A 21163-nucleotide genomic window follows, 5' to 3' on the forward strand; every position below is an offset into this window, starting at 1 on the left:
TTATTTGGCCTCTTGGAATGAAATGAAAGAGGCAAAAGCGAAGGGATTCGATGTCTCGAGCTTTTATTTGGCCTCTTGGAATGAAATGAAAGAGGCAAAAGCGAAGGGATTCGATGTCCCGAGCTTTTATTTTCAGTCTTGTAAAGTCCTGTTTAAAAGCATAGTACTTTTTATACCGGACAATAATTGTAAAAATATGGCTAATAAATGTTGGAGCTATTAAAATCTCAAAGGAAATGATAGTATATTTTTAATTTTAGTGCAGCTTTTCATCCCGCCAAAAGGTACTTATGGTGAAAGGGGGATTTAAATTGTGGAACAAAAGTCTTTGTGTACGGGTGATGATGTGGAAAATGTTATATGGAAGTTGTATCGGCATATATTCATGATAACGTAGCGGAAATTTATATTACAATGCAGGACCTTGTAGGGGAACGCATAGATGAGACAATAGACCTTTACGACAGCTATTCCATCAAACGCCCGTTTGACAGCTCGGCGACCTGCGAGCTTGTGGGCTATGACGAGGCAACAAGAACGGCAACTTTTCTTATATCCATAACAGAGTGGGGCAACAAAAAAATCGTTGGGGATAAAATAACTTTTTCTGCCAGGGAATTTTTAAGTGACAAGAGAATATACGATGAGATACCCATACCGGTAGATTTGACTAATATTGACGATGCGCCATATACGAAGGAAGTTCCTCCCGGTGGAGGAGGCGGTCCAAAATACGAAGAATATGTTTTCCATGGTTATGGAAGTAAAACTAAAGTTCTTGCACCATCATCCCCAATGGATTTTCCGGTTGAAGGAATCGACTTTACGGGTATTGGATATGTGGACGGCCTGCTTCATATTCAAACATCTGTTGTAAATAATTTGACAAAGGATAACCACGGATACTTTTTCCTTAACGACAAGAGCGGAAAGGATGTCCAGTGTATTTATAATGTTAGTTTTAGCGAAAATGTTGATAGTGACAACCGGGTACATTACGACGAGTTTGTATTTGATATTCCCAAATCGGAGATAGGAGAATATTCGCTTTACGGAATTTTTGTTACGAGCGGGATGTATACCAAGGGGAACTGGCAAGTGACATTCAGGCTTGAAGAGAAGTAAATGACAATTAACAGGACTTGAAAAATCATTCAAGTGCGCGGTTCGTCTACAATGGGGAAAAGAATTTTCATTGTAAAACCTTTTCCCCATTCGGATTCAACATTCAAAAATATATTGAGATCTTTTGCGATTTCTTTTGCAAGATACAGCCCCATACCGGTGGCTTTTTTTCTCCCATCCCCCGAATCGCCGGTAAAGCCTTTCTCAAAGATATACGGCAAGTCACAGCTACGCACTCCAATTCCATTGTCACTGATGGACAAAACGTAATTAAAGTCGGTTCTAACGGCTTTTATGCATAACTGGGGGGAGGTGTCAGAGCTGTACTTGATGGAATTGCTGATGGCCTGGCTAATCAAAAAAGCAAGTCCTCTTCTGTCGGAATATACGAATATGTCCGGAACCTGCATTTTAATCTGAAAGCGCTTTTCTTCCAACAATGGCAGATAATCGTCCAATACTTCATCAATGCACGTATGAAGATTTATAAATTCAAACAGATAATCCTTTTGAGTTCCTTTTAATCTGGAATAAAACAGCATTTGGTTGATAAACTCTTGCATTCGATTTCGTATATAATCCAGCTTGAACGCAAAATTTTCAGGTAGTTCGTCCCTTCGGTTGTCCAATAGCATTGTAAGTAGAGAAAGAGGGGTCTTGGTCTCGTGAGCCCAGGCTTCTACATATTCCTCATAATCCAATACACGGGTCAATAACTGTTCGATGGAATCATTTTTTTCACGCAGTACCCGTCCCAACAAGAGAATCATTTCCTTTTCTGCATCGCTGCATAATTTTAGGAGTGATTTTTCGTTGATGTCGTCCGGACTACTCAAAAAGCTTTCAAAAGCCTGCCTCTTTTTATGCTCATGATTACAGACCACTACAAATACCACAGAAAACAGAAGCAATGTCGCAAGGATAATAAAGCCCATTAATGCGTAAAAGGATTGTACATCCGCAAGCCATAGGAGGATTGCGGAAAGAGAGTCTACACATAACAACAATGCCAGCCAGGGAGCATACTGCTTAAAAATCTTCCAATTCTTATTCATAAGAATTTTCCTCCATGGTAAGCTTATACCCGACTCCGCGTACGGATACTATCTTTTGGCGCATTTTTAAACTTGACATTGTCTTTTTCAATCGGGTCAAATTAACCTGCAGAGCATTTTCGTCGATAAATTCGGTTGTTCCCCAAATAGCCAGGCACAAGTCATCCTTTGTAACAATATCCTGTCCTTGAATTAGAAAAACCTCCAATAATTTTCCCTGGTTTTTAGGAAGAATAACAGACTGATTATGAATATACAGCGTATATGTCTGACGATCCAAGAGGAAATCAGCGCCCTCCAAAAGATTGGTGCGGCCTTCATACCGTTTTAAGACATTCGCCACTCGTGCAAGCAAGCGCTCTTTTCTGCACGGCTTTGTCAAGTATTCATCTGCACCTAAATCCAGGGCATGAAGTTCATCCCTTAGCTGATCCCGGGAAGTCAAAACAAGCACAGGAATTGCACTTTTTTGCTTTATCTCTCTACAAATCTGAAAACCGCTGACACAGGGAAGATTTAAATCCAGCAAAATGAGATCGGGAGAAAGTGAAAGTAGTTGCTCTGTTACGTTTTCAAAGGACTCAACCGCATCAACTTTATATCCGGCTTTACTTAGCATATCTTTTAATTCTTCACGCATAAATACTTCGTCTTCCACAATAACAATATACTTCATGCTTTCTCTCCCTTCCTCAAAATTTTTTCATTCTTCCCGTTCCGGTACCATGAGTGACAGAATATAACGATTGCCGGATTTTTTGACCGCAACCATATAGATACATTCTACCACACAAAGCAGCAACACCATAGCTGCGGAAATCATTATCATTGCAGGAATATTATTTTTAGCTCTTGAGGATAACAAGCCACTAAACAGTGCCCGAATGCCGAAAATGCTGCTAATTGCCGCAACAGCTGTGGGGATGCCGAAATACCACCTAATCTGTTTTCCTGCTGAGTAGCATAGTGTTTCATACGAGGCACCCAGACGAATCAAAGTCTTGTATCGCCTGCCGGTTTTTTGCTGCCATGTAAGGAATTGAACTCCGATGATAGTATTGGCTATTATTAGAAAAATAATAGCCAAATAGATTGTTATATAGCTTGCAGCAACTATATAAAACAGCTGACGGCCCATATTCTGCAAATAGCTTTCGTAGATTAGACCTGCAGCATCGAGCTTCTCATTTGCTTCTAATATAGCTCTTAAAAGACTTTTGCCGGCAACTTGCTTCGGATTTAAAACAGCATTTAAGTAAATATCATAATCATTTACGGTAAAACGTTCAAAATCCGTATCCGGCACAATCAAAGCGAAGGATAATGTGATGGAACTGTCTGTTACAAGGTCTGTACTTTGAACAGTACCGACGAGGTGATAATTCTCCCCGGCGATTTGAACTTCGGGATTTTGAGCTAAAATTTGATTTAGCATTTCTAATTTGGCCGGTGAAACAAACCCGGTATCCATGTAAACGGCTGCCTCACCATCCATAAGTTCAATAGTGGGCTTTTTTGCAATAGACAAAAGCCGGTTATAGCCTGAGAGAGAAATCAAATGGGGATACGTCTCATAACTAAAATTATTCAGGAGAACATTTCTGTCGTCGCTCTCCGGCATCCGGGCTAAATATTCCATTACAGAATTCATCTGAAATGCATTGCTATAATCCTCTGCCAATCGAATATACCCTACTCTCATCTCAAACAGCTCAGAAAATAATGAATCTAGCTTTTGAGATGCTAAAGCTTCCTTGACAACAGCCATATCCTGTGAAGTACTATCAAAGGTATAATCTAAAACATGCTCTTCTGACTCACCATAAAACTGTGCAATGGCCACACCTGCACCAAAACAGCATAATCCCGCCAAAATCAAAAGGGAGCTGATAGCCAATGTCGTGGAGCGGTGAATGACATTTTCCTGAAGCTGCCGGAAGGTAAAGGCCAGAAGCTTTTGGTCATTACCGCTGCGTTTTGCCAAAAAGTCCATAATTACACGAAAACCAAAAAACAGTAACAATGTGCCGGTAAATCCGAGGATTAGAGTAAGCCCCATTTTGTCAACTTCATGCCAAGCCAGGCCGCTGATTGCCATGCCGTATGCAGCCGCCAAGAAAATAACACCAACCGGCAATGCCAAGGCATAAACAATGGAGGGCAAGTCCTTTTTTGCACCTTCCGGTGTCTCCACAAGTAACGAACCTATCTCCTGGCGTGCTATTTTACCGCTCAGAATAATAAAAGCTATCAACTTAATGAGGTAAAACCCGATAGCCGTCCACAAGACAGCCTGAAAGGAAATTGAAGTTTGATGCCCTACAATACCGAGTCCTACAAGGCGCGCGGTTACCAAACTGATAAACTCCGATAATAAAATTGCAATCGGCAATCCCATGAAAAGCGCCATTATACTACTGCGAAAATCTTCTGCCAGTAACATAAAAAACAATTTCGAGCGGCGCATTCCCATCATCAGATAAACACCGAATTCATGCCTGCGCCGTTCCAATTGAAATTTGCTGGCGAAATAGACCAGAAAGAACAGAATAAATAATGTCATTCCGTAAAATAACGGTATCATGGTAAGAAGTTTGCTTACAGCATCACTTTCCAGCTTTGTAAGAAAAATCATAACGTCTTGCTTTGACAAAGACAAAATATTATAAAACGCAACTATGGATATCAGAAGGGATGCAAAAAACAATCCGTTTTCTTTTCTGCTTCTTTTACTGTTACGTGAAACCAACTCAAAGAACATTTGCAGTTCCACCTCCCAATTGTGCCATAACTTTTAAGATGCGCTCATAAAATGCCTGCTGAGATTCTTCGGGAATATTTCTACGGAGCTCATGAAAAATCATTCCATCCTGAATGAACAGAATTCGCTTGCAGTAGCTTGCTGCATTGGAATCATGAGTTACCATTAATATAGTGGCATTATACTCTTGATTTAGGCCCAGAAGTTTTTCCATCAGTAATTTTGCATTTTTAGAGTCCAATGCTCCTGTCGGTTCATCTGCCAAAATAATACTTGGATTTAGAATCATTGCTCTGGCAGCAGCAACTCTTTGCTTCTGACCGCCGGACATTTGAGAGGGAAACTTGTCCAATACATCTGTAATTTCCAAATATGAAGCAAGCTCCGTAATCCTCTTATCGCTTTCGCTTTTGGGAACGTTATGAAGAGAAAGGGGAAGGAGAATGTTTTCCCGGCCCGTCAAATTATCCAAAAGCTCAAAATTCTGAAACAGATAACCGATATGTTTTCCTCTGTAGTCTGCCAAATCGCCACCTTTCAGTGATTGAATTTCCTTTCTTTCCATAATAATCTTTCCGCCGGTAGGCTGGATTACAGTCGCAATGCAATTTAAGAGAGTTGACTTGCCTGAGCCGCTGCTTCCCATAATGCCAAGGAATTCTCCCTGCATAACTTGAAATGTAACGCCATCTAATGCTTTTGTCTGATTTTCCGGTTTTCCGTAATATTTACATAAATTTTCGATTTCAAGAATGCTCTTCATATTGTATGCCTCCTTTAGCTTCTAGATATATCTTATCATCTACAGCTTCAGATAAACACTTACACTCAATGAAAGTTTCCTTATTAAATATTTGATTAATAAAACTGTTTTGCCTTCCATTTTGAGGTATCTTATGTTACAATAAGGTATGAATCACGTATGTGTTTAAATTTTTCTATTGTCCGTGCCACACAATGTATATATCAAAAAATATCGATATCTTAAAAAATGTTGATGTTATGCTTTTAGGAGTCGGCTACATAAACTACATTGATGATGTTTTCACCAATTTTAAACGGGATGTTATTCCTTTGATAGAGCACTATCAGCCAAAACAAATAATATTCACCCATTTGGAAGAGTCTGACGGTATGTCGTATGATGAATATTGCCTGCCGGAAAAACAGTACGGGCATTTGAATATAGTGTTTTCTTATGATGGGATGGAAATAGAAATATAATTATATGCCTCAACGTTATAATATTTAGCCAATTGAGTCTCACATTGAAAGAAAGCTTTAAAAAATACAGAAAGATACATTGGATTAAGTTAAAACAAACCCAAAGCATTTAAAATATACTGAAGTGACAAGATAAAAGGGTATTTATGGATAGTGATGAAAAAGAATAAATGGATATGGGAACTTTTTTTGGTTCAAATCCGTTTTACTAAATATACAAAGCAAAATCGAAAGGAGTACTTATTATGAAAAAGGTTATAAATATTCTGTGCATAACAGTTATGCTTGCTTTGATAATTATACCTTTAAGTATGTCATTTGCTGACAATACAAAAAGTGGAAAAGACCAGAAGGGCATAGAGAATGAGAGCATGGACGGCAAGAGCATAGAGGATAGATTAAAGGGCGCCATTGCATTGTACATAGGAAGCCCTATAGCTATTGCTGACAATGCTGAAAAACAGGTTGATTCAACAAATGCCAATGTAAAGCCATATATCAAAAACGGCAGAACTTTGGTACCTGTGAGGTTTATATCGGAGAGCCTGGGTGCTAAGGTTGATTGGGACCAACAGAATTCCAAAGTTACTGTGAAGATGAACGACAAAGTTGTAGAGCTTATTATCGGAAACAAGACCATGAAGGTGGGAGGCAAAAATGAAGAGCTGGATGTGGCTCCCGAAATAAGCGAAGGCAGAACTTACCTTCCGTTAAGAAGTCTTGTAGAAGCGCTGGGCAAGAAGGTTTTCTATGATAGAGGACTTATTATTATAAGCAACAGGGAAGACATATTTGACGTATCTAAGGACAAGGGAATGATTGACGAAGTTATCGCAAGAGTAAACAATCTTCCGCGTGTAGGCTCAGCCGAAGACCTCAAAAAGATGCTTAAAGCTTACGGAGCAAATTATGGCGGAAGGAGTTGGACAAATTCCATATTTGAAAAGGAGCTTTTTTACGGTGCTGTAGAGGACTCTGCTGCTGCTCCTGCCGCTGCTGAAGGCTCAATGAACAAGAAAACAGAAGCTTTGGATTATTCTACTACAAATGTACAGGTTGAGGGAGTGGATGAGGCAGATGTTGTTAAGACCGACGGCAAATATATATACCAGATAAACAATAACCGGGTGGTTGTCATCAAAGCATATGATACTGTTGCCGGAAATGTTTATTCGGCTTCGGGAATGAAAATAGAGAGCATCCTGAACTTTGAAAATAGTAACTTTTATCCCCAGGAATTATATGTGGATGGAGATTATTTGGTTGCCATAGGAAACTATTATGAAGAAGTACCGGTGAAGACTTCAGGATTGAAGATTTTTGACAGATTTTTTGGCAGCATGACTCAAAATACTGTAAAAGCAATAGTTTTTGATATTAGTGACAGAACGGACATTAAGAAACTCAGGGAAGTTGAAGTTGAAGGAAACTATGTTTCTTCAAGGAAAATAGACTCTGTCCTTTATCTTGTTTCAAATATGTATCCGAACATCTATTATGCAGAAAAAGACGTAAGCAATTTAACTCCTAAATATAGGGATAGTGCCGTATCGGAAAAATATATTAATATGGAATGTACCCAAATAAGATATTTTCCAAATTCTTCTCAACCAAACTACATGAACATAGCTGCTTTTGATATAACGGACAATGAAGAAGTAAATGTCCAGACCTACCTTGGTGCAGGGGAGAACATATATGCATCCAGGGATAATCTCTATGTATCGGTTGGCCAATATAATTACGGCTTGGTTCGAGCTCTTCCTGTTGAGGAGATGAATTATGAAGACAGTATAAGTGATGATCCAGATGCAACTGTTTCAAACAAAAGGGTGGCAGAACCGGAAGCTGACTATGTATATGTGAATAGAGAAATCACAACAGTATACAAATTTTCCCTTAATGGAGCAAAAGTTACTTACTTGAGCAAAGGCGAGGTTCCCGGAAGAATATTAAATCAGTTCTCAATGGATGAATACAACGGATTTTTCCGCATAGCCACAACGGTAGGAAATGCGTGGTCATCAGGCTACGATATGTCAAAGAACAATGTTTATATATTGGATGACACCATGAATATTACCGGAAAAGTTGAGGATATGGCACCGGGAGAAATGATTTATTCGGTAAGGTTTATGGGAGACAGGGGCTATGTAGTAACCTTCAAGACTGTGGACCCTCTGTTTGTCATAGACTTGAAAGATCCTTCAAATCCAAGTATCCTTGGAGCCTTAAAGATACCGGGTTATAGTGATTATCTGCATCCTTATGATGAAAATCATATAATCGGTTTTGGAAAGGATACTGTGGAAATCGATGGTGGTGCATATTATAAAGGTATGAAAATAGCCCTGTTTGATGTTACCGATGTAACAAACCCAATTCAAAAGTTCTCTGAAATTATTGGGGACAGAGGCACCGAATCGGAGGTTTTAAACAATCACAAGGCACTGCTGTTTTCAAAAAATAAAAATCTTCTTGCCTTCCCTGTGACAGTTATGGAAGTAAGAGACGATGACGAAGATTATTATTCGCTAGCGTACGGAGAGTTTGCCTTCCAGGGAGCATACGTTTATAAAATTGATACTGAAAACGGCTTCGAACTGAAAGGGAAAATTACCCATATATCGGATGAAAAACTTGAGAAATCCATATACTACTATGATCCGGAAAAGTATGTGGAAAGAATTTTGTATATCGGGGACACCCTATATACACTGTCAAAAAGAACGGTTAAAGCTAATGAACTTTGGGATATGAAAGAGATTGGAAGCATAGATATTCCAAAAAATTAAGAAGGTTGTAATAATAATTCATAATTTGTTAACTTTTTATTAACATATTTAATGGTATAATAAATTAATAATATTTTGTAATTTGGGGGAACAAGGAAATGAAAGCTGGCGAAAGGAACAGACTATACAGGGTTTGGCATACGGACAAGAAAACATGCTCGAAATTTGATACAAAGGAAATTGAAGAAGTACATGCTTCGAGCATTAAGGAAGCCAAAAAGATTGTTGCTGAAATGTACCCTGACCATAGGGTGACATCAGCATGGCTGGTTCAAAAATAATGAATGTCCCTATTTATAATGCATTAAAAAAATATTCCGACTCATGCCCGACTGTTTTCCATATGCCGGGACACAAGCTTGGAAAAGGTATATCTTTACCGTTTTTGAGGGACTTGTATTTACTGGATTTAACGGAGATACCAGGCCTCGACAGTCTTCACTGCCCGACGGGGATAATTAAAGAAGCTCAGGATTTGGCGGCAAGGGCTTTCGGGGCCGACAGGACTTTTTTTCTGGTAAATGGCTCAACCTGTGGAATTCAGGCGGCAATCATGACTCTTTGTAAACCCCAAGACAAGATTATAGTTGTAAGGGACTGCCACAAGTCTGCTATTTCCGGCATGATGCTTTCTAAGGCAGTTCCCGTATATGTAAAACCGGAGTTTAACGGTTCTTTTGGCATTCCTTCAATTGTTTTGGAAAAAGAAATTGAAAAGGCCCTTATACAAAATCCTGACGCTGTTGGAGTTTACATAACGAGACCAAACTATTATGGGATATGCTCGGATATAAAGTCCATAAGTGAATTGGTCCATTCATACAACAAGGTACTGATTGTTGACGAGGCCCACGGCGCGCATTTGAAATTTTCAACGAAGCTCCCTCCGTCTTCCGTGGAATATGGAGCGGATATTTGCATTCAGAGTGCCCATAAAACCCTTCCGGCACTCACTCAAGGGGCATACCTTCATGTCAAAGGCAGCAGAGTTGATATCGAAAAGCTGGAATTTACCTTGTCTCTTTTAGAGACCACAAGTCCGTCATATATCATAATGGCCCATCTGGATATTGCCCGTGCTATTATGGAGTCAAGCGGCGAAGAAAATATCAACAGGGTGCTTGAAGGGGTGGAAATACTTTCTGGAGCGCTTTTAGAGAATGGTGTTTTTCGAATTCTTTCCGTTGACGATATAAATATAGGAGAAATTGATAGAACCAGAGTTGTTATCAATGTAAGAAATACAGGAAAAACCGGTTTTGAAATTGAAAAAGTTTTAAGAAATCAATATAATATTCAGGTGGAAATGTCCGATTTATATAATGTTGTGTGCATTACTACCGTAGCGGACACCCTAGAAGATATAATGAGGCTTCAAAGGGCATTTCTCCATATGGCTCAATGCCTTAAAAATGAGGGTACGCAAAGAAATTTGGAAAGAGAATTGGAGATAGACGGCTTGAATATACCGGAGCAAAGGATGGAGCTGGCTGCTGTCATGCACAGGGGTTTTGTAAAAAGAAAGCTTTCCGATGCCGTAGGGTTTGTGAGCAGAGCTATGATAACTCCATATCCGCCGGGAATACCGGTAGTATGTCCGGGGGAAGTTATAAGTAAAGATATCGCTGAGTACGTCATGAGAGTTATTGAAGCCGGCGGTGCGGTAAACGGGGTATCTTCAAGCCTAGAGGTTGATGTGATTGACTAGCAAAACCATGTAAAGGGGATTTTTATGAAAGGCAAGCTAATAATAATTGAGAGCGGGGCCGATGCCAGCGGAAAAGCGACTCAGACAGGCAAGCTGTATGAACGGCTGGTGGAGGAGGGGCATAAAGTAAGAAAAATTACTTTTCCCAACTATGACAGTGACTCTTCAGCTTTGGTTAAAATGTATTTAAACGGTGATTTCGGGAAAAATCCCAATGATGTAAGTCCCTATGTCGCATCCACATTTTATGCGGTGGACAGGTTTGCATCCTACAGGACTGACTGGGGGCAGGCCTATAATGACGGGTGGATAATTCTTGCCGATAGATACACCACCTCCAATATGGTGCATCAGGCGGCAAAAATAAAGGATTTGGAGGAAAAAGACCGCTTTCTTGACTGGCTGTGGAATTTCGAGTTTGGAATTTACAAGCTTCCGGTGCCCGACTGTGTTATATTTTTGGACATGCCTCCTTCTTACAGCAAAGAGCTTATGAAGGAAAGGGCAAACAAGTTTACCGGAGAGCAGAAAAAGGATATACACGAGAGAAATGATGAATATTTAATGGAATCTTACAGGAATTCCCTGTATATTGCCAAAAAATATAACTGGATTATGATTAATTGCGTGGAAAATGGGAATTTAAAAAAGATAGATGAAATTCAAGAGAAGGTTTATGAAGCCGTAAGTGGGATAATCAGTAAGTAAAGGCCTTTGTTGAAGTTATGGATTTCAACTATTATAATAGAACTGAAATATAATAGAACTGAAAAATGCTTTTGTTTATGCAGGCTTAAGGCGACATTTGTTATGTTACAGGCTTTACCGGAGTAATAAATCAAACTTCCGCAAATGGAGTGAGAAGCTATGAAGATTGGAGAAAGCACCAGCAAGACGACGGATCTGCGTGAGATTTCCGGACATGAACCGAAGAAGGTGGCCGACAGCAATGGAGCCAATTTTAAAAGGCATTTAAAGGAATTTGACAATCGCAATCATGAGGAAAGAATCCGTGCTCTGGTAAGTCAGATTGAGGAGCAGGGGAAAAAACTCAGCCAGAAGGTAGATGTAAGGGAGCTTAAGATTTATAAAAGGCTTATTTCCGATTTTCTGGATGAAGTCTTGCACCACTCCCATATGTTTTCAAAGGACAGCTATCTTGACAGAAGGGGCAGATACAAAGTTTATGCTACGGTAAAGAAAATAAATGCTGAGTTGGATGAGCTGACAAAAGAAGTTCTTGATTCCGAGGGGGACAACATTAACATACTGCAAAGAATTGAGGATATAAGAGGTCTTGTTTTGGACCTTATGTTGTAATCTTTTGCAAAAGTATTTTGTTATGGCAGGGGTGTGTTGTGGATTTTAACGCAATTATCGGCCAAAAAGATGTTGTTGAAGGCCTTAAAACATTGATAAACAACGACAAGATAGGACATGCATATATATTTTACGGACCTGAGGGAATAGGAAAGAGTACGGTTGCAAAGATTTTTGCATCCGTATTGATGTGCTCGGACAATACGGGGGATAAAAGCTGCGGCAGTTGTCAATCCTGCCGTCTTTTTGAAAATGGAACCAATCCCGACTTTAGCGTTTTGGAATGCAAAGGTTTAAGCATAGGTGTTGAGGAGATAAGGAATTTGCAGCATGACATATGCGTAAGACCGCTTTATTCCAAAAGAAAGGTGTATTTAATCCGGCAAGCGGAGAAAATGACCCCTCAGGCTCAGAATTGTCTCTTAAAGACCCTTGAGGAGCCGCCGGAATATGCGGTTATTATACTTGCGGCATCAAATTATGAGGCTCTTTTAGAGACTATACGTTCAAGGAGTGTAAGGATTGACTTTAAAAAAAATACCTTTGACGAGGTAAAGAGATTTATTATAAATAGGGCAGGAGGAGACTTTGAGCAAGCGGATTTTATAGCCTCATATGCCGACGGGGTAATTGGCAGGGCTATAAAGCTTATGGAGTCGGAAGAGTTCAAAGAGCTTCGGGAAAAAGCTATTGATGCAGTAATTAAGCTTTCCGGTTCCGATTTTGAGAATTTGCTGGATATTTCCCGGATGTTTGACGAGAACAAAGACAGTGTGGACTCCATACTGGATATCATGCTCTTGTTTTACAGAGATTTGCTTGTAGTCGGGAAATATGGAAATGAAAAATTGTTGATTAATTCTGATAAAAAGGATATCATATTAAAGAACACGGGCAAATTTTCTGTTGGAAAACTGTTGAAAAATATAGATATAATAGAAAAGACAAGGAATAATCTGGAACAGAACGCAAATTATCAGCTTGCTATAGAGGTTATGCTTATGAAGCTTCAGGAGGAAAATGCATAATGGTAAAGGTGGTTGGAGTAAGATTTAAAAGAGCGGGGAAAATATATTATTTTGACCCCGGCGATTTAGAGATAAATCTAAATGAAAATGTAATTGTAGAGACGGCAAGAGGAATTGAGTTTGGTCAGGTTGTAGTGCCAAACACTGAGGTCGGCGAGGAAGAAATAGTTGCTCCATTAAAGAAGGTTATCCGGGTTGCGACGGAAGAGGACAAGGAGCATCATGAGGATAATGTGAGAAGAGAAAAAGAAGCTTTTGATATTTGTCTTCAGAAAATCTCAAATCACAATCTGGAAATGAAACTGATTGATGTGGAGTATACCTTTGACAACAACAAGATACTGTTTTATTTTACCGCAGACGGAAGAGTGGATTTCAGGGAGCTGGTAAAAGACCTTGCTTCGGTTTTTAGGACAAGAATCGAGCTAAGGCAGATTGGTGTAAGGGACGAAGCCAAAATGATGGGAGGTTTGGGAGTTTGCGGCCGTGTTCTTTGTTGCAATTCGTTCCTTGGCGAATTCCAGCCCGTTTCCATAAAGATGGCGAAGGAGCAAGGGTTGTCCTTGAATCCCACAAAAATATCCGGTGCCTGCGGAAGGCTTATGTGCTGCTTGAAATATGAGCAGGAGGCATATGAGGAAATAATCTCCAGAGTGCCGAAAGAGGGGGCTATTGTAGAGACTCCTGAAGGCCAGGGGGTCGTAATGTCAGTGAGCTTGTTAAAAGAACTGGTGAAGGTAAAGCTTGACCGGGACAATGAAACCGATCTTAAGGTTTACAAGGCATCGGAGGTAAAGATCATAAAAGATGTAACCCGTGAAGAGCCGGAGGAAGAAATAGATTTGGATGAGTTAAAGCAGCTCGAAGATTGACATTGCCACAAGGCTTGCGAATAAATTTGCCTTTGAATAAAAAAAAGTGGTTTGCATTCCACTATTTTAGTGGTAAAATTATAAAGTCAGTAGGTTATTTTACTTTTAAGCTTACTAAAGGCAAATATGTATAGGAGGTGTACCATACAATGGCATATTTCATAAGTGATGCTTGCATCAGCTGCGGTGCTTGCGAGTCTGAATGCCCGGTATCTTGTATTTCAGCAGGAGACAGCGTTTATATAATAGATGCTGACGCTTGTATAGAATGTGGGGCCTGTGCGAATGTTTGCCCTGTTGATGCTCCACAACAGAAATAATAGTGTGTCTAAAAGGGGTCGAAAAGGGCATATGCCTTTCTTTGACCTCTTTTTTATGCCTCAAAGCGGAGGTATCCCAAAATTTTGATATTGATACAAGATGAATGCAGGTGTTTGGTTTGGAAATAAAATTGTATGAGAATGAAAGAATAGATGATTTACAGTGTAAAGGGCTAAAAATAATTCAAAAGAAAGACGGTTTTTGCTTCGGACTTGATGCTGTATTGCTGGCAAATTTTGCAGACATAAAAAAAGGTGATGCTGTAATTGACCTTGGCACTGGTACCGGTATCATATCAATTCTGATTGCCGGAAAAACCGAGGCAAAGTCCGTAACAGGGCTTGAGATTCAGGAAGAGATGGCCGAAATGGCTCAAAGAAGTGTAGAGCTCAATAATATTGGTGACCGTGTAAAGATAGTATGCGGAGACATTAAAAACAGTGTTGAGATGTTTGGAGCATCAAAGTTCAACGTTGTGGTTACAAACCCTCCTTATATGAACCAGGGAGGAGGGCTTTTAAATATAAGCGATACAAAGGCAATTTCAAGGCATGAAATAAAGTGCACTTTGGAAGACGTAATAAAGGCATCGTCAAAACTGCTGGTGCCTGGCGGGCAGTTTGCAATGGTTCACAGGCCCGACAGGCTTGTGGACATAGTTTGGCTTATGAGAAAGTACTCTATAGAGCCAAAGTACCTGCAATTTGTACATCCGGCTCCCCACAAAAAAGCAAACCTTTTGCTTATAAAGGGTGCAAGGCAGGGGGGAGTCCAGCTTAAGATGATGGAGCCGTTGTACGTTTATGACGAGAACGGTAATTATTCCAAAGAGATAGACAATATTTACGGCAGAGAGGTAAGGAACATTGAGTAGCAAAGGAACACTGTATCTTGTTGCAACTCCCATTGGAAACCTTGAGGACATAACCTTAAGGGCAATACGGGTGCTGAAAGAGGTAGACCTTATAGCTGCCGAAGACACAAGGCAGACAATAAAGCTTCTTAACCACTTTGACATAAAAAAGCCTATGGTGAGTTACTATGAACACAACAAGGTTGTAAAAGGCAATTATCTTGTGGAGCAGCTTTTGGAGGGAAAGAACATTGCACTGGTATCCGATGCCGGTACGCCGGGAATTTCCGACCCTGGAGAGGATATGGTAAAGCTCTGTATTGAAAATGAAATTCCGTTCACCATGGTTCCGGGACCTGTAGCGGCTGTGACGGGACTTGTTCTGTCCGGATTTCTTTCCGGAAGGTTTGTTTTCGAAGGATTTTTGCCGATGAACAAAAGAGCAAGGAAAGAACGAATCAATTCATTAAAGGATGAGATACGAACCATCGTTTTTTATGAAGCTCCCCACAAGCTTGTTTACACCTTGAAGGATCTTTACGAGGTTTTGGGAAACAGAAGAATAGCATTGGCACGGGAGCTTACGAAAAAGTTTGAAGAGGTCTTACGGTGCACCCTCAAAGAAGCGATAGAAAGGTATGAGAGTGAACCGCCAAGGGGAGAATATGTCCTTGTCGTGGAAGGCGCAGACGAAAAACAGTTGATTGAAGACAAAAAGAATGAATGGAATTTAATGAGTATTTCGGAGCATTATCAGATTTACATAGATCAGGGTCTTTCAAAAAAGGAAGCAATGAAAAAGGTTGCAGACGATAGGGGAATAAGCAGAAGAGAGGTTTACAATGCCTTGATTTGATGAGTTGGGCTTAAAAGCAAAAACAAAAGGGACTTTCGGCAAGTCCTCTTTGTAATTATGTTGATTTATGAAGCTATTATTTCTTCAATTCTCTCATACAGTCAGGGCAGATGTTCTTACCTTTATAAACTGTAACATCTTTTGCGTTTCCGCAGAAGATACAAGCAGGCTCATATTTTTTGAGTATGATTGTTGCGCCGTCAACATAGATTTCAAGTGCGTCCTTTTCGGCAATGTCGAGTGTCCTTCTCAATTCGATAGGCAGAACAACCCTTCCTAATTCATCAACTTTTCTTACGATTCCAGTAGATTTCATAATTGATCCTCCTCTAAAAATACAGTATTCGACAAACTTCTTATTTCCCATGATACCATAAATACCAATAATAGTCAACAATATTTTAAAAAAATTCAATAATATTCAATAAAAATTTGTGGTGAGATTGTAAGTTAATACTAGTAATAATTTTGATATTGTCACAGATAAGCATTAAATTAACTTTATCGAATAATAAACTAAACAAATAGGAGAACTGGGGATTAGATAACGATATGGAAATAAAGGGATATATAGCCATTATATAACTGGCAAATTTCTTTAAATGCGATTTGCTGAAATTCGACAAGTTAATTATAGCACAGAAATTGAAATAGGTGGATTAATTTGAAGTTGTGGGCATGGAATATTGTCCGATAAATCCTCATATAGATTATTAGTATTAATGACATTAAATGGGGCTTGTGATGTGTTAAATTACATCTGGTTTGCAATGCTTATAACAGGATTTGCAGTCGGCATAATCAACGGAAGGATTGATGAACTTACCCAGGCAGTGGTGGATTCGTCCAAAAGTGCTGTGGAGATAAGCATAGGTCTTTTAGGTATTATGTGCCTGTGGACGGGACTGATGGAGGTTGCGGAAAAGAGCGGAATTGTAAGGGGTATTGCAAAAGCTGTAAGACCCGTTATGAAGTTTTTGTTTCCGGGAATACCGAAGGGCCATCCGGCAGGAGGGGCCATTGTCATGAATCTTGTGGCAAACTTTCTGGGGCTGGGCAATGCGGCCACCCCCTTGGGAATAAAGGCCATGAATGAGCTTCAAAAGCTAAACCCCAACAAGGATACTGCCACAAATGAGATGAGTATGTTTCTTGTTTTGAATACAGCCTGTATTCAGTTCATTCCCGCAACGATAATTGCATTAAGGGCGGCGGCAGGTTCAAAGAATCCTGCCGAAATTATAGGTACCATATGGGTGGCGAGCATTTGCGCTTTCATTGCAGGAATCATTGCGGCAAAAATATTGTCATCCTTTTCTAAGGGTAAATCCCAAACTAAAAAAGGTTTGGAAAATAAAACGGTACGGAGGAAAGCATGAGTGTCGTAAAAGAACTGTCTTCTTATGCCATACCGGCATTGTTTTTTGTTATTTTGTGTGTCGGACTGTACAGAGGGGTAAAGGTATATGATGTCTTTTTGGAGGGGGCAAAGGAAGGTATTACTACTGTTTTAAGGATTATACCGCCGCTGGTGGGCCTTATGGTTGCTGTCGGAGTGTTTAGGGCTTCGGGAGCATTGGACCTTTTGGTCTATGCAGTAAAACCGGTTGCCGACTTCTTAAAAATACCAACGGAAGCTTTACCCATGATTTTTCTTCGGCCCATTTCCGGGAGCGCATCTTTGGCAATGCTGTCCGACATATTTAAAATGTATGGGCCGGACTCTTTTGCGGGACGTGTGGCATCAACCTTCATGGGCTCTACCGAAACCATATTTTATACCCTTGCGGTATATTTCGGTGCAGTAGGTATAAAAAATATACGCCATACTTTGGCCGCCGCTCTTATAGCCGATTTTGTCGGTGTAATTGCTGCCGTATGGATATGTACAAAAGTTTTCGGAGGATGATAACTTAGAGCCTTCCGTAAATTCTCAATAATTTGCACAGGTTGTAGTAAAAGCGCGCCTCAGAGCCGGATTTTTTCATGATATTTGTGCTGGCAATCCTGTTCATACCGTGATAAGCTTGGGGATCCGAGAGGTAAAGGGCGATTATTGTTTTGACTATGGTACTGTGAAATTTCGGATATTTGAGACAGTTGCAGCTTTCCAAAGCCTTTTCGATAAAAAATATGATTCTTTCTTCGCACATTTTTAAATTTTTATAGTAAGAGGTTAGGTTTATACTGCTATTTTCCATTTGCCCGTTTACATTGACAAAGTGGCGAAGCAGTGCATGAAGCCCGCAAATCCACGGGAAATACGCATTCCATATATTGTCTGCTTCTTCTTTTGTAAGATAGGGGTCGTGGGCACAAGCGAACAAGACAAATACCAGAAGGGGCGATGCTGATGCGGCAACAATTTCCCCTTTGGATATGCCCGAATTCTCATTGTAATACCTGTTTACCCATTCCTCGATTTTTTTATCCCTCAATTCTTTGTCCAAGTGGGAGTATGTCATAAAGTCCGAGTACATTTGAATGAACTTTTTTAATTGCGTTATGACAAGATTGTATGAAGAAAGCATCACAACCTGGTTTCTGCATCTTTCTATAAGCTTTGTTATGATTGTGATATCTTCATTGGAAAGGCCGTTTAGGTAGCCGACGGAGATTTTTCTTTTAGGGTCAACCGCGTCCCTCAATGAGAGATAAAGGCGGCTGAACAGAGCCTCATCTTTATTCTTGATGTTGCTGCAAATCAAATTTATATAACAATCGATGGCCTGAAACGAAATTATAAAATCCAGAGCGTTGTCGAGGTTCACGCCGGGATAGAGCGCGTAAATGCCTGCTTCGCCGGATGTAAGCTTTTTTAGTGATGAAGATATGTCTTCCGGATTGCTGTATTTGTTTTCAAAAATCTTATATTCCCTAAAGAGGGAACGGGATTTTGGATATATATCGCTGACACATTTCAGCATAAGCTTGGGGCCGTGAGAGCATCGGATAATCATAATTTTCCTCCTTGCAAGCTTCTTGAAATTTACCGTGTAAAAGTTGCGGTACTATATAAATATTCCCAATATTATTATTTTTCCACCAAAGGTAATTCTTCAATTATAATTTGGCTTCAATAATTATTAATAATTATTCTTCCCATTTTATGCATGTATAAAAGCGATTATGAGAGAATTGTGAAAAAATCCGTCCGTCAATCTGAATCTCCTTGAAAAATGAACAGTATATATGTATATTAGTATTAATGGCAAATGTGGACGGCAATAATAAGTCTGAATATTATTATCGAATAATGCTTTATTGTACAAGGAGGAAAATAGATGGATAAGAAGACCTTTTACATTACGACGCCGATTTATTACCCAAGCGACAAGTTACATATAGGACATTCATATACTACTGTTGCGGCGGATGCTGCGGCAAGGTACAAGAGACTTAAAGGCTATGATGTAATGTTTCTGACAGGAACGGATGAGCATGGGCAAAAGATTGAGAGAAAAGCCAAAGAAAAGGGAGTTACGCCAAAGCAGTATGTGGATGAGATAGTCGCCGGAATCAGAGAATTGTGGAAGCTTTTGAAGATAACCAACGACAGATTTATAAGGACAACGGACAGTGAGCATGAGAAGACCGTGCAGAAGATATTTAAAAAGCTCTACGATCAGGGTGATATCTATAAGAGCGAGTATGAAGGCTGGTATTGTACTCCCTGTGAGTCCTTCTGGACGAAGACACAGCTGGTTGACGGCAAATGCCCCGACTGTGGAAGAGAAGTGGAACTCACAAAGGAAGAAAGCTATTTCTTCAGGCTTTCCAAGTATCAGGACAGGCTTATAAAGCTCATCGAGGAAAATCCAGATTTTATACAGCCCGTTTCAAGGCAAAATGAAATGCTGAACAACTTCCTAAGACCGGGACTTGAGGACCTTTGTGTGTCCAGGACCACTTTTGACTGGGGAATACCGGTGTCCTTTGATGACAAGCATGTGGTGTATGTTTGGATTGACGCTCTTTCCAACTATATTACCGCACTAAACTACATGTCCGAGGATGATTCGGATTACCGCAAATATTGGCCTGCGGATGTTCACCTTGTGGGAAAAGAAATAGTGCGTTTCCACACAATTATATGGCCTGCAATGCTCATGGCATTGGGTGAGCCTTTGCCGAAGCAGGTATTTGGTCACGGCTGGCTCCTTTTAGAGGGTGGAAAAATGTCCAAGTCAAAGGGAAATGTGGTTGACCCCGTTGTACTTGTTGAAAAGTACGGTGTTGACGCAATCAGGTATTTCCTTTTAAGAGAGGTTCCTTTCGGCTCCGACGGAGTATTTTCAAATGAAGCGTTGATAAACAGGATAAATTCGGACTTGGCAAATGATTTAGGGAATCTCGTAAGCAGAACCGTCGCCATGATTGACAGATACTTCGGTGGAACCATACCTGAAGAAAGACAGCCGGGCGATTTTGATGAGGACCTTATAAATACTGTGATGGCTACGCCTCAAAAGGTGGAGGAACTTCTTGACAGGCTGCAGTTTAGTATGGCTCTTACCGATATATGGAAGGTTATTTCCAGAACCAACAAATATATTGACGAGACCATGCCTTGGGTGCTGGCAAAGAGCGAAGAAAACAAGGCAAGACTTGCCGGAGTTTTGTACAATCTTGCAGAAAGTATCAGGATAATTTCTATACTCTTACAGCCGTTTATGCCCGAAACTCCCGAAAAGATATGGCATCAGCTGGGTATAGACGACAAGAAGTATGTAGAATGGGAAAGTGCCAAGAAATGGGGAGGATATCCCGAAGGTGCTGCTGTAAACAAAGGAGAGCCTTTGTTCCCGAGAATCGATATCCAAAAAGAGATGGAAGAACTGGAAAAGCTCACATTGGCAGCAGCCGAAAACAAGGGAGAACCGAAGAAGGAAGAAGAACAAAAGGAAACTGCAAAGGATGAGTTTATCGGCATAGAGGATTTTGAAAAGATAGATTTGAGGGTTGGCAAAGTCATTGAGGCTGAGAAGGTTGAAAAGGCGGACAAGCTCCTCAAACTAAAGATTGAAGTGGGAAATGAAATACGCCAGGTGGTATCGGGTATTGCGAAGCATTATTCTCCCGAGGAGTTAAAGGGTAAATACGTTGTGCTGGTGGCAAACTTAAAGCCGGTCAAACTTAGGGGCATAGAGTCCCAGGGAATGATTCTTGCCGCCTCCGATGACAAGGATTTGGTACTGGTGACCCTTGACAAAGATATGAACAGCGGAGCTAAAGTTCAATAAGT

The 21163-nt window shown here is 40.2% G+C and carries 22 protein-coding genes; 16 read left to right on the forward strand and 6 right to left on the reverse strand.

Features of this window, described 5'->3' with window-relative positions; translation table 11 throughout:
• The coding region (locus PLH43_RS06650; protein WP_324361366.1) for a hypothetical protein at positions 1-223 on the forward strand (223 nt) is incomplete at its 5' end.
• 137 nt (positions 224-360) lie between these two features.
• Complete coding sequence (locus PLH43_RS06655) at positions 361-1125, forward strand: hypothetical protein (protein WP_324361368.1); 765 nt, start codon at positions 361-363, stop codon at positions 1123-1125.
• 29 nt (positions 1126-1154) lie between these two features.
• Here PLH43_RS06655 and PLH43_RS06660 read toward each other — a convergent pair whose 3' ends face one another.
• The 4 genes from PLH43_RS06660 to PLH43_RS06675 are packed head-to-tail and all read right to left on the reverse strand — an operon-like array spanning position 1155 to position 5704.
• On the reverse strand, positions 1155-2180 hold the full coding sequence (locus tag PLH43_RS06660) for a HAMP domain-containing sensor histidine kinase (protein ID WP_324361370.1): 1026 nt from the start codon (positions 2178-2180) through the stop codon (positions 1155-1157).
• Positions 2173-2856, reverse strand: a complete 684-nt coding sequence (locus PLH43_RS06665) for a response regulator transcription factor (protein ID WP_324361372.1) — start codon at positions 2854-2856, stop codon at positions 2173-2175. Before PLH43_RS06665 ends, PLH43_RS06660 begins: the two co-directional genes overlap by 8 nt.
• 27 nt (positions 2857-2883) lie before the next feature.
• Positions 2884-4941, reverse strand: coding sequence for an ABC transporter permease (locus PLH43_RS06670; RefSeq protein ID WP_324361374.1), 2058 nt, complete (start codon positions 4939-4941; stop codon positions 2884-2886).
• A complete protein-coding gene (locus PLH43_RS06675; RefSeq protein ID WP_324361376.1) occupies positions 4931-5704 on the reverse strand; it encodes an ABC transporter ATP-binding protein in 774 nt (257 codons plus the stop codon). The genes PLH43_RS06670 and PLH43_RS06675 overlap by 11 nt, the downstream gene beginning before the upstream one ends.
• 194 nt (positions 5705-5898) lie before the next feature.
• Between PLH43_RS06675 and PLH43_RS06680 the strand changes: the two genes are divergently transcribed.
• The 11 genes from PLH43_RS06680 to rsmI all read left to right on the forward strand — a co-directional run bounded on the left by PLH43_RS06680 (position 5899) and on the right by rsmI (position 15918).
• Positions 5899-6165, forward strand: a complete 267-nt coding sequence (locus tag PLH43_RS06680; RefSeq protein ID WP_324361378.1) for a hypothetical protein — start codon at positions 5899-5901, stop codon at positions 6163-6165.
• A 245-nt stretch (positions 6166-6410) separates the two neighbouring features.
• Complete coding sequence (locus PLH43_RS06685; RefSeq protein ID WP_324361379.1) at positions 6411-8960, forward strand: beta-propeller domain-containing protein; 2550 nt, start codon at positions 6411-6413, stop codon at positions 8958-8960.
• Positions 8961-9058: 98 nt separating this feature from the next.
• Entirely contained in the window at positions 9059-9241 is a 183-nt protein-coding gene (locus tag PLH43_RS06690; protein ID WP_324361381.1) for a hypothetical protein, read from the forward strand.
• Complete coding sequence (locus PLH43_RS06695) at positions 9241-10668, forward strand: aminotransferase class V-fold PLP-dependent enzyme (protein WP_324361417.1); 1428 nt, start codon at positions 9241-9243, stop codon at positions 10666-10668. The genes PLH43_RS06690 and PLH43_RS06695 overlap by 1 nt, the downstream gene beginning before the upstream one ends.
• Before the next feature lie 24 nt (positions 10669-10692).
• Complete coding sequence (locus PLH43_RS06700; RefSeq protein ID WP_324361383.1) at positions 10693-11376, forward strand: thymidylate kinase; 684 nt, start codon at positions 10693-10695, stop codon at positions 11374-11376.
• A 159-nt stretch (positions 11377-11535) separates the two neighbouring features.
• Positions 11536-11988, forward strand: a complete 453-nt coding sequence (locus PLH43_RS06705; RefSeq protein ID WP_324361385.1) for a YaaR family protein — start codon at positions 11536-11538, stop codon at positions 11986-11988.
• 38 nt (positions 11989-12026) lie between these two features.
• Positions 12027-13016: a DNA polymerase III subunit delta' gene (gene holB, locus PLH43_RS06710; protein WP_324361386.1), complete on the forward strand. Its 990-nt coding sequence runs from the start codon at positions 12027-12029 to the stop codon at positions 13014-13016.
• The gene (locus PLH43_RS06715) at positions 13016-13888 is read left to right on the forward strand and encodes a stage 0 sporulation family protein (protein ID WP_324361388.1); all 873 of its coding nucleotides are present in this window, start codon (positions 13016-13018) and stop codon (positions 13886-13888) included. The genes holB and PLH43_RS06715 overlap by 1 nt, the downstream gene beginning before the upstream one ends.
• A gap of 149 nt (positions 13889-14037) precedes the next feature.
• Positions 14038-14208, forward strand: coding sequence for a 4Fe-4S binding protein (locus tag PLH43_RS06720; RefSeq protein WP_324361390.1), 171 nt, complete (start codon positions 14038-14040; stop codon positions 14206-14208).
• A 110-nt stretch (positions 14209-14318) separates the two neighbouring features.
• Complete coding sequence (locus tag PLH43_RS06725) at positions 14319-15083, forward strand: tRNA1(Val) (adenine(37)-N6)-methyltransferase (protein ID WP_324361392.1); 765 nt, start codon at positions 14319-14321, stop codon at positions 15081-15083.
• Positions 15076-15918, forward strand: a complete 843-nt coding sequence (rsmI, locus tag PLH43_RS06730; RefSeq protein ID WP_324361394.1) for a 16S rRNA (cytidine(1402)-2'-O)-methyltransferase — start codon at positions 15076-15078, stop codon at positions 15916-15918. Before PLH43_RS06725 ends, rsmI begins: the two co-directional genes overlap by 8 nt.
• 76 nt (positions 15919-15994) lie before the next feature.
• Here the strand turns inward: rsmI and PLH43_RS06735 are convergent, their stop codons facing one another.
• Positions 15995-16234: an AbrB/MazE/SpoVT family DNA-binding domain-containing protein gene (locus PLH43_RS06735; protein ID WP_038290628.1), complete on the reverse strand. Its 240-nt coding sequence runs from the start codon at positions 16232-16234 to the stop codon at positions 15995-15997.
• 430 nt (positions 16235-16664) lie between these two features.
• Between PLH43_RS06735 and PLH43_RS06740 the strand changes: the two genes are divergently transcribed.
• Together PLH43_RS06740 and PLH43_RS06745 are read left to right on the forward strand one after the other, a co-directional pair.
• Complete coding sequence (locus PLH43_RS06740; RefSeq protein WP_324361397.1) at positions 16665-17297, forward strand: nucleoside recognition domain-containing protein; 633 nt, start codon at positions 16665-16667, stop codon at positions 17295-17297.
• Entirely contained in the window at positions 17294-17827 is a 534-nt protein-coding gene (locus PLH43_RS06745) for a nucleoside recognition domain-containing protein (protein ID WP_324361399.1), read from the forward strand. Before PLH43_RS06740 ends, PLH43_RS06745 begins: the two co-directional genes overlap by 4 nt.
• Positions 17828-17831: 4 nt before the next feature.
• On the opposite strand, the gene PLH43_RS06750 is transcribed toward PLH43_RS06745, so the two are convergent.
• Complete coding sequence (locus PLH43_RS06750; RefSeq protein WP_324361401.1) at positions 17832-18878, reverse strand: DUF2600 family protein; 1047 nt, start codon at positions 18876-18878, stop codon at positions 17832-17834.
• Between the two features lie 324 nt (positions 18879-19202).
• On the opposite strand from PLH43_RS06750, the gene metG reads away from it, so the two are divergent.
• The gene (gene metG / locus PLH43_RS06755) at positions 19203-21161 is read left to right on the forward strand and encodes a methionine--tRNA ligase (protein ID WP_324361403.1); all 1959 of its coding nucleotides are present in this window, start codon (positions 19203-19205) and stop codon (positions 21159-21161) included.
• Positions 21162-21163: the final 2 nt, after the last annotated feature.

Origin of the sequence: Acetivibrio sp. (assembly GCF_035371925.1) — a bacterium.
Lineage (GTDB): Bacteria > Bacillota > Clostridia > Acetivibrionales > Acetivibrionaceae > Hungateiclostridium.